At 68.9% G+C, this 11,831-nt stretch carries 12 protein-coding genes; 8 read left to right on the forward strand and 4 right to left on the reverse strand.

The features are described from left to right. Nucleotides 1-16 precede the first annotated feature (16 nt). The 4 genes from AB0H36_RS29245 (at nucleotide 17) to AB0H36_RS29260 (ending at nucleotide 5,305) form a co-directional block, all read left to right on the forward strand. Nucleotides 17-2,794 carry a carboxypeptidase regulatory-like domain-containing protein gene (locus tag AB0H36_RS29245; protein ID WP_360530396.1) on the forward strand — a complete coding sequence of 926 codons (2,778 nt, stop codon included), beginning with the start codon at nucleotides 17-19 and terminating at the stop codon, nucleotides 2,792-2,794. 10 nt (nucleotides 2,795-2,804) lie between these two features. Beyond that, a complete protein-coding gene (locus AB0H36_RS29250; RefSeq protein WP_360530399.1) occupies nucleotides 2,805-3,890 on the forward strand; it encodes a Gfo/Idh/MocA family oxidoreductase in 1,086 nt (361 codons plus the stop codon). Between the two features lie 54 nt (nucleotides 3,891-3,944). Continuing rightward, the gene (gene aroQ, locus AB0H36_RS29255) at nucleotides 3,945-4,385 is read left to right on the forward strand and encodes a type II 3-dehydroquinate dehydratase (protein WP_360530402.1); all 441 of its coding nucleotides are present in this window, start codon (nucleotides 3,945-3,947) and stop codon (nucleotides 4,383-4,385) included. Between the two features lie 251 nt (nucleotides 4,386-4,636). Continuing rightward, nucleotides 4,637-5,305: a response regulator transcription factor gene (locus AB0H36_RS29260; protein ID WP_360530405.1), complete on the forward strand. Its 669-nt coding sequence runs from the start codon at nucleotides 4,637-4,639 to the stop codon at nucleotides 5,303-5,305. 567 nt (nucleotides 5,306-5,872) lie between these two features. Here the strand turns inward: AB0H36_RS29260 and AB0H36_RS29265 are convergent. Beyond that, entirely contained in the window at nucleotides 5,873-6,496 is a 624-nt protein-coding gene (locus AB0H36_RS29265) for an NAD(P)H-binding protein (RefSeq protein WP_360530408.1), read from the reverse strand. 2 nt (nucleotides 6,497-6,498) lie between these two features. Further along, nucleotides 6,499-7,392, reverse strand: coding sequence for an EamA family transporter (locus AB0H36_RS29270; protein WP_360530411.1), 894 nt, complete (start codon nucleotides 7,390-7,392; stop codon nucleotides 6,499-6,501). Between the two features lie 73 nt (nucleotides 7,393-7,465). Between AB0H36_RS29270 and AB0H36_RS29275 the strand changes: the two genes are divergently transcribed. Together AB0H36_RS29275 and fxlM are read left to right on the forward strand one after the other, a co-directional pair. Beyond that, on the forward strand, nucleotides 7,466-7,963 hold the full coding sequence (locus tag AB0H36_RS29275; protein ID WP_360530414.1) for a MarR family transcriptional regulator: 498 nt from the start codon (nucleotides 7,466-7,468) through the stop codon (nucleotides 7,961-7,963). Between the two features lie 3 nt (nucleotides 7,964-7,966). After that, nucleotides 7,967-9,166 (forward strand): methyltransferase, FxLD system, encoded by a 1,200-nt coding sequence (gene fxlM / locus AB0H36_RS29280; protein ID WP_360530417.1) that lies wholly within the window; start codon nucleotides 7,967-7,969, stop codon nucleotides 9,164-9,166. Here the strand turns inward: fxlM and AB0H36_RS29285 are convergent. Continuing rightward, nucleotides 9,150-9,824, reverse strand: a complete 675-nt coding sequence (locus tag AB0H36_RS29285) for a hypothetical protein (protein ID WP_360530420.1) — start codon at nucleotides 9,822-9,824, stop codon at nucleotides 9,150-9,152. The genes fxlM and AB0H36_RS29285 overlap by 17 nt on opposite strands. A 155-nt stretch (nucleotides 9,825-9,979) precedes the next feature. Here AB0H36_RS29285 and efp point away from each other — a divergent pair, with 155 nt between their 5' ends. Next, nucleotides 9,980-10,543 carry an elongation factor P gene (gene efp, locus AB0H36_RS29290; protein ID WP_360530423.1) on the forward strand — a complete coding sequence of 188 codons (564 nt, stop codon included), beginning with the start codon at nucleotides 9,980-9,982 and terminating at the stop codon, nucleotides 10,541-10,543. A gap of 26 nt (nucleotides 10,544-10,569) precedes the next feature. Beyond that, nucleotides 10,570-10,980 carry a transcription antitermination factor NusB gene (nusB, locus tag AB0H36_RS29295; RefSeq protein WP_360530426.1) on the forward strand — a complete coding sequence of 137 codons (411 nt, stop codon included), beginning with the start codon at nucleotides 10,570-10,572 and terminating at the stop codon, nucleotides 10,978-10,980. A 281-nt stretch (nucleotides 10,981-11,261) separates the two neighbouring features. Here nusB and AB0H36_RS29300 read toward each other — a convergent pair whose 3' ends face one another. After that, complete coding sequence (locus AB0H36_RS29300; protein ID WP_360530429.1) at nucleotides 11,262-11,774, reverse strand: transcriptional regulator; 513 nt, start codon at nucleotides 11,772-11,774, stop codon at nucleotides 11,262-11,264. Between the last annotated feature and the right edge of the window lie 57 nt (nucleotides 11,775-11,831).

Here is an 11,831-nt window from a genome sequence, read left to right on the forward strand (position 1 = left end):
TGGAAAGGGCTTTCCGATGGGCAAGAGGCTGGGGCGCGCCCTGCTGGGCGCGGTGTTGCTCGGGGTAGGGCTGCTGCCGTCCAGTGCGGCCGCGGTGGAAAGCGGCGGCGGCACCAAGTACTACGTCGACGCCGTGCACGGGTCCGACCAGGCGAAGGGCACCTCGCCCGGTCGCGCCTGGCGGAGCCTGCAGAAGGTCAACGACACGACCTTCGAGCCGGGCGACCAGGTTCTGCTCCGCGCCGGCCAGAGCTGGGGCGGGCAGTTGTGGCCGAAGGGCTCCGGCGCGACTGGCCGGCCGATCGTGATCGACAAGTACGGTCCGGGCGCGAGGCCCGCGATCCACGGCGCCGGTGAGGTCGCCGAGACGGTCCGGCTGTTCAACCAGCACGACTGGGAGATCCGCAACCTCGAGGTCACCAACGCCAGGCCGCTCACCGGCGAGCCCGGGACCAATCTCCGCGACCTCCGCGGGATCGAGGTGGCCGGCGACGCCGGCGGCACCCTCAGCCACTTCGTCCTCGACGGCGTCGACGTGCACGACGTCACCGGCGAGGTGAACTGGATCGGCGGCGACCCGGCCGGCAACAAGCCCGGCGTCACCTTCCAGACCGGCTGGGACCGCTCGAAGAACACCGGCGGCATCGTCTTCCGCGGCACGGTCGCCGACGTCGCGAACCCGGGTACGGCGACCGTCCTCGACGACATCCTGGTGCAGAACTCCTCGGTCAAGCGCACGTCGTTCGCCGGCATCGTCGTCAAGCAGCACACCGGCTCGTCCGAGGGCGCGGTGCAGACCGGCTGGGGTGAGCGCGCGAACGCCACCGACCCGCGGTTCACCCCGCACACGAACGTCGTGATCCGCAACAACTTCATCCAGCAGGACGGCAACGACTACGCCTGCAACGGGATGTACCTGACCGACGTCCGCGGCGGCCTGGTCGAGGGCAACGTGGTCTACCGGGCCGGCACGTCCGGCATCGAGGCGTACTACGCCGACGACGTGGTGATCCAGCACAACGAGGTGTACGAGACCCAGCAGAAGGCCGGTGGCGCGGACTCGAACGCGATCGACCCGGACAAGGCGACGACCCGGATCGTGGTGCAGTACAACTTCGTCCACCACAACGGGGACGGGATCCTGATCTGCCAGTTCTCGTTCGGCGACACGGTCATCCGCTACAACACCATCGCCGGCAACTCGCGCTACCAGATCTACCTGCACTCCGACCGGGCCGCGACCGCGAAGGTCTACAACAACACGATCTACAGCGATCGCAGCGACCACCTGATCTACGGCTACGGCAGTTCGCTGGCCGCGACGTACGACATCCGCAACAACATCCTGTACTCGACCCGGGCGAACGCTTCGCTGACCACGAGTCCGACGATCACCTACGACAACAACCTCTACGCCGGCGCGGCGCTCGCCGTACCGTCGTCGGATCGTCGTGCGCTGCAGGGCGATCCGCTGTTCAAGGCGGCGCTGAGCGGTCCGTACGGGACTGAGGAGAGCGGCCCGCGGCTGGATCGGGCGCTGGCGCTGGTGCCGACGTCGGGATCGATCGCCGTCGGCACAGCGGCTGCGGTCGAGGACAACGGTGGGCGGGACTACGCCGGTACGGCGCTCTACCAGGGACTGCCCGACCTCGGCGCCTTCGAGTACCGGACGCCGCGGCAGCAGACGTGGGAGTCGGTCAACGGCTTCGTCCGCGACCAGTTCGGTCACCCGGTCGAGGGAGCAACCGTCGTTGCCGGGTCTCGTAGTGCCGTGACTCAGGTCGGTGGGTTTTACCGGCTCGAAGGCTTCGCATTCGGCTCGGTCGCCACGGTCACCGCGAGCAAGGACGGGTACGACGCGGGCAGCGCGACTGTCGCCGTACGCCGGGGTGACACGAGCAGGCAGGACCTGACGGTCGGGTTGCAGGACACCGATGGGTCGATCATCGGGCGCGTGCTCGACCAACGGGCTCAGGCGTTGCCGGGTGCTGCGGTCACCGTGCGGTCCGGAGGCGAGGTTGTCGGCACGGCTCAGTCGGGTGCGGACGGCGGCTTCGTCGTACCGGATGTGCCGATGGGCAGTGGCTACACAGTGGTGGCGGAGCTCAGCGGACGGCAGACCGTCGAGCGGTCCGGTGTGGCTGTGCTGCCTGCGGCAGCTGCCGACGCCGGTGCGTTCCTGCTGGCGGATCCAGTGGGCGACGAGCAGCAGGCACACGACTTCGACTCGTTGCCGCCCGGTGCACTGCCCACGGGAACCGGCGGCTGGACGGTGAACGCGACCGGCAACGCGGTCGACATCGCCGAGGTGCCCTCGGCCTCGGATCGGAGCGTCCGGCTCGCCCGCGGGACGAACACCGGCGGTACGGCGGGAACCGGGATCTCCCAGGTGTTCGCGACGCCGCTGCGTGGGCTGGTGACCGTCGAGGCGCGGGTGATGCGCGACCAGCCGTACGTGTCCGGCAGCAACTGGTTCGGCCTGCCGTACCTCTACAACGAGAGCGGCACGGCGGCAGTCAGCGTCGCCTTCGACAAGGGCAACATCATCGCGTACGAAGGTTCGACCTCGCGGACGGTCGGCAGCTACGAGCTCGGCCGCTGGTACGACGTCCGGCTGGTCGTCGACACGGTCAACCAGCGGTTCGACCTGTTCATCGACGGAGTGCGGATCAGCGACGATCAGCCGTTCCGCACCGCGATGCCCGCGCTGGGCGGGATCGCGTTCTACGCCAACAGCTCCAACTACGGCAGCGCGTACGTCGACGACGTACGCATCTCCTACGGTCTCTCCTGAAAGGGTTTGCATGTCTGACAGCAAGTACCGGATCGCGATCGTCGGCACCGGCGGGATCGCCAACGCCCACGCCGGAGCGGTAGTGGCCTGCGCAGACCGCGCCCAGCTCGTCGGCGCGGTCGACGTCGACCTCGACCGGGCGCAGGCGTTCGCGACCAAGTGGGATATCCCCACCGTGTACTCGAGCCTGACCGAGCTGCTCGCGGCCGGCGAGGTCGACCTGGTCCACCTGTGCACGCCGCCGAGCTCGCACGTGCCGTTGGCCGCGGAGTGCCTCGCGGCGGGTGTCGACGTACTGACGGAGAAGCCGCCGACGTTGTCGCTGGACGAGCTCGACGAGCTGCTGGAGGCCGAGCGGGCGTCGTCCGCGCAGGTCGTGTGCATCTTCCAGCACCGCTTCGGTTCGAGTGCGGTGCGGCTGCGCGAGCTCGCCGCCGACGGGGTGCTCGGGCGGCCGTTGGTTGCCCTGTGCAACACAGTCTGGTACCGCGACGACGAGTACTTCGCGATGCCCTGGCGGGGGACCTTCGAGGTCGAGGGCGGCGGCCCGACAATGGGGCACGGGATCCACCAGTTCGACCTGCTGCTGTCGATCCTCGGCCCGTGGGAGAAGGTCACCGCGATCGCGGCCCGGCAGGCCCGGCCGACCAAGACCGAGGACGTCTCGATGGCGCTGGTCACCTTCGAGAACGGCGCGGTGGCGTCGGTCGTGAACTCGCTGGTCTCGCCGCGGCAGACGTCCGAGCTGCGCTTCGACTACGAGAACGCGACGGTCGAGCTGGAACACCTCTACGGCTACAAGAACGAAAACTGGACCGTCACAGCCGCACCGGATCAGGACTCGGTGAGCGAGGCGTGGGCCAACGGCCTCCCCGAGGTGCCGAGCGGTCACACAGCCCAGCTCAACGCCGTCCTGGACGCCCTGCTGGCCGGCAAGGCGGCACCGGTGCCCCTGGCCGAGGCCCGAAACACGATTGAGCTCGCAGCCGCGATCTACGCCTCGGCCTTCACAGACAAGCCAGTCCGCCGCGGCGAGCTGACCAAGGGCTCCGACTACGCCCACCGAATGGGCGGCCCCGGAGCCCCCTGGTCCTGACTGGCAGGACGGTTTGGAGGCGTGGTGGGGGAGGGGCTCCACTAGGGTGGTTGTGTGAGTGGACGACGGGTGCTGGTGCTGAACGGGCCGAATCTTGGGCGGCTGGGGTCGCGGGAGCCGGAGAAGTACGGGACGACGACGTTCGCCGACCTGGTCGGGGAGTGCGAGAAGGCCGGTGCCGAGCTCGGGTTGGAGGTCGAGGTCCGGCAGACCGACGACGAGGCCGAGTTGGTCGGCTGGCTGCACGAGGCGGCCGACGGGAAGCTGCCGGTGGTGCTCAACCCGGCCGCGTTCACGCACTACTCGTACTCGCTGCGCGACGCCTGCGCGCAGCGCACCGCGCCGCTGATCGAGATCCACCTGACGAACCCCGCCACCCGCGAGGAGTTCCGGCACAACAGCGTCGTCTCCGGCGTCGCCACCGGCACCATCGCCGGCTTCGGCATCGACTCCTACCGCCTGGCCCTGCGCGCCATCAGCTCGCTGGACGCGTAACCAATCTGCCCTTTCGGGCATCTAGCAGGTGAAGGCAGGCCCGGGGAGCTGGTTTTCCGGGCCTGTTTCCGCGGTCTCGCGGCCAAGAGATCGAGGTGAGACGCCGGTGCTTCACGCTTGGCGTGGGTCGTGACCCGGTCTTAAGGCTGGCTGAAGGTTCGGGTGCACGATCGGAATCGACGATTTTGGGGGTTCGTGTGCCTACGGATTCGGTCCGTTCCGTTCATCAACGCTCTGGGGGAGTGACAAGTATGTCCATGCAGCAACGTATTCCGGTCTGGGTGAAAGCCCTCGACCCGCTGTCGCAGTTCGGGTTGGTGCACGCGCTGCGGCAGCGGCCGGAGATCGCCCTGCTCACCGACGCCGACCTGGCGTCGATCCAGGCCAAGCCGACCGATCAGCGCACTGCCCCGCCAGTGATCGCGTTGATCGCCGTCGACTCGCTGGACGCAGCCGCGGTACAGGTGCTCCGGACGGCAACTCAGCGGGGATGCCGCCGGACCGTGCTGATCGGCAGCACGATCGACGACGACGCGTTGATGACCGCGGTCGAGTTGGGGGTGTCCGGTGTGCTTCGGCGTACCGAGGCGACGGCCGACCGCATCGTGCACCTCCTGCAGGCCGCCGCCGCGGGTGACGGCAGCCTGCCGCCGGATCTGCTCGGCCGGTTGCTCGGTCAGGTGTCGCGGATGCAGCGGCACGTGCTGGCACCGCGCGGGCTGTCCCACACCGGGCTGTCCGACCGCGAGACGCAGGTCCTGCGGCTGGTGGCCGACGGCAAAGACACGCAGGAGATCGCCCGGGAGCTGTCCTACTCGGAGCGGACGGTCAAGAACGTCCTGCACGACGTGACCAGCCGCCTGCAACTGAAGAACCGCTCGCACGCCGTCGCCTACGCCCTCCGCGAGGGCCTGATCTGATATGGACTGACCTGGTGTCAAGAGGGCAGGGTCAGGCGCCGCTGGAGAGGGGCTGGTCCAGCGGCGCCTGACGTGTCAACGTGGAGCACGCGCAGCGCAGCGAGCATGAACGACGTTGATGCCGACCAGCGCCTGGACCACCATCACCAAACGAGGCAATGCAGTCCGCGCCAAATTAGTCGTGCGTCACTCCATACCGTCTAGTGCCTCGTCGAGAAGCATTCGGGGACCCATCCGCGACCCCCGTCCACCCCGCGGTCACATGACGGGTTATCCCCTCAAGTTGTCCCTTCTCCCCCCGCAGGGGACGGGAGAAGGGGCAATTTCAGGGGTTCTCCCCTGAAATGCCCGCGCCGGGGGGCGGCGGCGGTGGTGGATGGTGGGTGCGGGCGCCGGTGCTGTGGTGGGTGGACAGGGCGGGCGGGTGGTGCGGTTCGACAGGAGGTGTCCGGTGCTCGAGCCTGCTCGGTGGCCGGTTCAGGCGAGGATCGGCCGGCAGTGGGCCTATACGTCCTGTCGAGCGGTACCGAACAGCGGTTACGACCCGAACGTCCCTTGACGCGGATATCAGGTGCCGACAGTGAAGCGGGTGCGCCGATGGCGTGCCCGCTCGGCTTCGTCGATCAGGGCGATCGCAAAGTCCTCCATCGAGAGGGACGACGTGCCGTCGTCAGCGGTCACCAGGTGGTCCCGGCCCAGTCGGTAGCCGCCGGTGCGGACGCCCGGTTCGAGCAGCGCGGGCGGAGTCACGTAGGTCCAGTCGACGTCCGAGGCCGCCCGGATCACCTCGTACTGCTCGATGCACGCGAGCGCGATCGGCAGCAGGCTCTCCGGAAAGTCCGGTGCCTCGACCAACGGCACCTCCAGGCCCGGCACGAGCAGACTCGCCGCGCCGCCGACCAGGATGAGTCGTACGCCGCTGGCTCGCAGACCGATCAGCAGACCCTTGGCGGCCTCGACGAGCTGCCCCTCCTGGCCGGGTGGCGGCCGGGTCGCGCTGATGACTACGTCATGGCCTTCGCTCAATGCGGCGACGTCGTTCGGGTTGGAGGCGTCGCCTTGCCGATGGTGAGCGGACGGTTGGAGTGGCCGGGTGCGGCTGACCGTCGTCACCTCGTGGCCGCGACGGACTGCTTCCTGCACAACCCGGCTGCCGACGGCGCCGGACGAGCCGAAGACGAGGATGCGCATGCTCAGCACCTCTCCGCAGCCGGGATCAGCACCGGTGCCGCGGTGGGTCTCCGCCCGAGTTGCGAGCTGAGCAGCGCCGCCAGGACGACGAGGCCGCCGACGCCCTGTGCCGTGGTGAGGCGCTGGTCGAGCGCCAGCCAGCCGATGACGGTCGCGGTCACCGGGCTGAGGAGCAGCAGAAAGGTGACATCGGTGGGGGAGAGGTGCCGGATCCCACGGAACCACAGGGCGTACGCGACCGCGGAGCCGATGAGCGCCAGGTAGGCGTAGCCGAGGATGTTCTGGGCAGTCATCGCCGGCGGCGTTCCCTCGACCAGGTAGACGACGGGCAGCAGCACCAGACCGCCGGCGGCGAGTTGCCAGCCGGTCGTGGCCAGCAGCGGAGCCGGTGACGTCCAGCGCTTGCTCAGGACGACGCCGAAGGCCATCACCACCGCGCCACCGAGCGCTGCGATCACACCCCAGGTGTCGAGGCGGGCGTCGGCGCGCAGGACCAGCAGGCCAACGCCGACGACACCGCCGATCGCTGCCAGCACGGTCCGCAGCGACAGTCGCTGATGAAGCAGACCGGTCGACAACAGGGCGACGAACAGCGGCTGGATTGCACCGACGGTCGCGGCCACACCGCCCGGCAGCCGGTAGGCGCCGATGAACAGCAGCGCGTTGAACGCACCGATGTTGAGCGTGCCGAGGACCAGCGACCGCCACCACCAACTGCCACGGGGGACGGCGCGGGTGATCAGGACGAGGAGCAGTCCGGCGGGCAGTGTTCGGAGCAGCGCGGCCAGCAGTGGACGGCCCGGCGGCAGCAGCTCGGTGGTGACCAGGTAGGTGGTGCCCCAGAGCAGCGGCGTGATCGCCGTGACCAGGAGAAGAGAGACTCGGTTACTTAGCACTAAGATAAAGTATCTCAGCGCTAAGCTACTTTCAATCCCTCACCGCTAAGCAATCCGGGACTAGGCTGGAACCATGGCTGATCACGTCGACCTGGTGCTCGAGCAATGGGCCGAGCAGCGGCCGGACCTGGACGCCTCGCCGATGGGAGTCGTCGGGCGGGTGAGCCGGCTCGGCCAACTGTTCGACACCGAGCTGCGGCGCAACTTCGCGCGGTACGACCTCGACCGCGCGTCGTTCGACGTCCTGGCGACACTCCGGCGGAGTAACGCCGAGCACAGCCTGACCCCGGCAGGCCTGATGCGCTCGTCGATGGTGACCTCGGGCGCGATCAGCCAGCGCCTGGACCGGCTGGAGGCACGCGGCCTGGTCACACGGCAGCCGAGTGAGACCGACGGCCGTGGTGTCCGGGTGACGCTGACCGAGGACGGCCTGCAGCTGATCGACCGTGTGCTGCCGGCCCACATCGACACCGAGAACCAGCTGCTGTCGGGGCTGTCCGACGCCGAGCGGGAGCGGTTCGCGGACCTGCTGCGGACACTGCTCGAGTCCCTCGGGGACAAGAGGGACTGACCGATGAGTGCCCGCGACGCGCTCCAAGCGGACGAGCTGCGTGCGGCCCTCACCAGGCATCTGGTGGCCGAAGGCTCCATCCGGGACGAGCGGGTGGCAGCCGCGTTCCGGACCGTGCCACGGCACCTGTTCGTCCCGCAGGCGCCACTGCACCGCGCGTACGCCGACGACGTCGTGCTGATGAAGCGGAACGACGCCGGCGTGGCGATCAGCTCGGTGTCGCAGCCGAGCATCGTCGCGCTGATGCTCGGCCAGGCCGCGATCCAGCCTGGCGACCGTGTCCTCGAGATCGGCTCCGGCGGCTACAACGCGGCGCTGATGCGCGAGCTGACCGGGCCCACCGGCTCGGTCACCACGGTCGACATCGATCCCGAGGTCACCGACCGGGCCCGCGCCGTGCTGGCGGACGCCGGGTACGACGACGTCCGGGTGGTCCGCGCGGACGGCGAGTTCGGGGTGCCGGCGGGTGCGCCGTACGACCTGATCGTGGTGACCGTGACGGCGTGGGACATCGCCCCGGCCTGGATGGACCAGCTCCGGATCGGCGGCCGCATCGTCGTACCGCTGCGGCTTCGGGGGCAGACGCGGTCGATTGCGTTCGACCGGGTGGCCGACCACCTGGACAGCCGGTCGACGACGCTGTGCGGATTCGTCAGCATGCAGGGTGCCGGGGCGAACTACGAGCGGATCGTGCCGATCGCGAAGGACGAGGTGTACGTCGGCTTCGACGAGGACCAGGAGAGCGAGGCGCACCCGTACGACGGCGTGCTCGACGAGCCACGTGGGCAGGTCTGGTCGGGTGTCGTGATGAACCGCGAGGAGCCTCTCCTCGACCTCAACCTGTGGCTCGCGGCGACCCTGCCCGGGTACTGCGTTCTGTTCGCCGACCAGAGCGTGCAGACGGTCGCGCCGTCGCCGCGCTGGGGTGCAGCCGCCATGGCGACGCGCGACAGCGTGGCCTACCTGACGTCATGCCCGGCTCGGCGCCGACCCGCGTCATTCGTGGAGCTCGGCGTCAACGGCCATGGACCGGACGCGCGGGAGCTGATGCGTCGGATGGTGGACCAGGTGCAAATTTGGGACGCGCACCATCGGCACGGACCGGGCCCGACGTTCCAGGTCTACTCGAAAGGCGCCGCCGTACCAGACGGGTTCCGGATCGAGCGCCGGCACGGGTGCTTCCGGATCAGTTGGCCGGGTTAGCTCCCGGTCGTGGCGGGTTGGCGACCGTCTGCCAGAGCTCGTCGATGTCGGAGCGGTCCTCGGGCTCGGGGGCGTCGACCCAGCCGCTGGCCCAGGTGTCCTCCTCGCGGTCCAGGTCGAAGATCGATTCGGCGAACGCGGCGGAGCCGACGTACCGGGTCTCCTCTTCCTCAGGCGCCGGCGCAGGAGCCGGCGCGGTGGCCGGCTTCGACTGCGCGGGTGCGGAGCCGGGCGGCGCGACCAGAGCGCGGGCGTGCTTCTGGGCCTCGAGGATGCCCATGTCCTGCTCGTCGCACAGCAACCGGATGGCGGCCACCTCGTTGCCGGCCTTCATCAGCTCCCGCACCCGGTTGTCGGTGTCCTGCCGTGGCGCCAGCAGGTTGTGCTGCGGCGGCCGGTGCCCCTGCGGCGGCCCGTACGACGGCAACCACTGCCCCGACAACTGATGCTGCGGCTGGTACGGCGGGGGAGTCGCGGGCCGGCTGGATCCGTACTGGCCCTGGAGCTGGGTCGGCTGGCTGAGGTACTGGTTCTGCACCTGCTCGATCAGCTTCTGCACCCGGGCGTTCGGGTTCTTGCCGCCGGAGGCCTCTTTCCGCACCTTCCCGACCACGCTGACCACGATCATGACGATGACGAAGATCGCGAACTCCAGCATCGGCTGCCTCCGTCGGTCCGGCCGTCCCTCGGGTTGCCAGCCTAAGGCCCGCAGGGGGCCGCCCGTTGCCGCCCGCGGTCGCGGAATCGGAGGAAAGGGCAGGTGACCGCTACAATCCGGTGTTACCGCTGATCGAATTCGAAGGGCATATCCGCGTGGCAACGACGAACGACCTCAAGAACGGCATGGTGCTCGACCTGGACGGGCAGCTGTGGTCCGTCGTCTGGTTCCAGCACCACAAGCCCGGCAAGGGCGGCGCCGTCGTCCGGACCAAGCTGAAGAACGTGCTCTCCGGCAAGGTGGTCGACAAGACCTTCAACGCCGACGTCAAGGTCGACGTCGCGACTGTCGACAAGCGGGACATGACCTACCTGTACAACGACGGCTCGGCGTACGTGTTCATGGACAAGTCCACCTACGACCAGCTCCAGATCCAGCCCGACGTGGTCGGCGACGCCTCGCACTTCCTGCTGGAGAACCAGGACGCCATCGTCGCGGTGCACGACGACCTGCCGCTGTACGTCGAGCTCCCGGCCTCGGTCGAGCTCGTGGTGGAGTACACCGAGCCGGGCCTGCAGGGCGACCGGTCCACCGGCGGCACCAAGCCGGCCAAGCTGGAGACCGGCTACACGATCCAGGTCCCGCTGTTCCTGACCACGGGCGAGAAGGTCAAGGTCGACACCCGCACCGGGGACTACCTCGGCCGCGTCACCTCCTGAGCCCTCGAGAGAGCTGACAACAGAACATGTCTGCCCGTAGCAAGGCCCGCAAGCGCGCACTGGACGTGCTGTTCGAGTCGGAGGTCAGGGGCCTGCCGGTCGGCGGCACCCTGGCCGACCGGGTGGCCGACAACGACCCGCCGGTGAACGAGTTCACCGTGGCGCTGGTCGAGGGTGTCGCAAAGCACATCGACGTGATCGACGATCTGCTGGAGACCCACTCGGTCGGCTGGTCGCTGGACCGGATGCCGGCCGTGGACCGCAACATCCTGCGGATCGGAAGCTACGAGCTGCTGTTCGACGACCAGGTCCCGGACGTGGTCGCGGTGAGCGAGGCGGTCGCGCTGGCGCGGGACCTGTCCACCGACGAGTCGCCGGCGTTCGTGAACGGGCTGCTGGCGAGACTGCTGCAGCTCAAGCCCACGCTGGGCGTCTGAGGAAGTAGAGCCGGCGCCTGGCGGGCGGCGCCCTCTCGGGGTGTTTCAGCAGGAAGACCTTCGAGTGATCGTGGCCCGGTACCGTCTCGGTACGGTCCGGGCCGACTCGGCGTCCCCGTGGTGGTCGGCGTGGGGGAACGGCCCCGGCCTGGTGCAGCGGGTGAGGTGGTTCCCGCCGCGGTACTGCGTCGTACTGCTGTTGTCCTGCTCTGTTCTGTCAGGAGGAGGCGGGCGGCCGTGGGCCAGCTGCTACGAGCCCCGACCGTCTCTGCTGCCTCCGGTCAGGCGCCGGCTGCCTCGGTCTCCTCGACGTCACCCTTCGCCTCTGGGTTCAGCACACCCCAGGAGATGAAGCGCTCGGTCAGAGTCGTCGGCGACTCGTCGTAGATCACGGCGAGCGTGCGCATGTCGTCCTGACGGATCGACAGCACCTTGCCGTTGTAGTCCCCGCGCTGAGCCTGGATCGTGGCCGCGTACCGCGTCAGCGGACCGGCCTCGCTCGCGTCGAGGTGTTGCAGGGCCTCCAGGTCGAGGATCAACCGGGGAGGAGCGGCAGCCGCAGCGGCCGCGCTGGCGGAACCGGGCAGGAGCTCACGGATGGGCACACCGTAGAAATCGGCGAGCTCCGCGAGCTTCTGGACGGTGACGGCTCGATCGCCACGCTCGTACGAGCCGACGACGACCGCCTTCCAGCGACCCTTGGACTTCTCTTCCACGCCGTGCAGCGACAGCCCTTGCTGCTGGCGGATGGCGCGCAACTTGCCACCCAGTGTCTTCGCGTATTCGCTAGGCACGCTGGTTCTTCCCTCCGACTAGTTTCGTCATGTCCGGTCCGCCGGAACGGCCCGGTA

Origin of the sequence: Kribbella sp. NPDC050820 (assembly GCF_040653975.1) — a bacterium.
Lineage (GTDB): Bacteria > Actinomycetota > Actinomycetes > Propionibacteriales > Kribbellaceae > Kribbella.

What these genes read in the sequence shown, in the direction of transcription:
- AB0H36_RS29245 (WP_360530396.1), top strand. Translation starts at nt 17, where the DNA reads ATGGGCAAGAGGCTGGGGCGCGCCCTGCTGGGCGCGGTGTTGCTCGGG.
- AB0H36_RS29250 (WP_360530399.1), top strand. Translation starts at nt 2,805, where the DNA reads ATGTCTGACAGCAAGTACCGGATCGCGATCGTCGGCACCGGCGGGATC.
- AB0H36_RS29260 (WP_360530405.1), top strand. Translation starts at nt 4,637, where the DNA reads ATGTCCATGCAGCAACGTATTCCGGTCTGGGTGAAAGCCCTCGACCCG.
- AB0H36_RS29265 (WP_360530408.1), bottom strand. Translation starts at nt 6,496, where the DNA reads ATGCGCATCCTCGTCTTCGGCTCGTCCGGCGCCGTCGGCAGCCGGGTT.
- AB0H36_RS29275 (WP_360530414.1), top strand. Translation starts at nt 7,466, where the DNA reads ATGGCTGATCACGTCGACCTGGTGCTCGAGCAATGGGCCGAGCAGCGG.
- fxlM (WP_360530417.1), top strand. Translation starts at nt 7,967, where the DNA reads ATGAGTGCCCGCGACGCGCTCCAAGCGGACGAGCTGCGTGCGGCCCTC.
- AB0H36_RS29285 (WP_360530420.1), bottom strand. Translation starts at nt 9,824, where the DNA reads ATGCTGGAGTTCGCGATCTTCGTCATCGTCATGATCGTGGTCAGCGTG.
- nusB (WP_360530426.1), top strand. Translation starts at nt 10,570, where the DNA reads ATGTCTGCCCGTAGCAAGGCCCGCAAGCGCGCACTGGACGTGCTGTTC.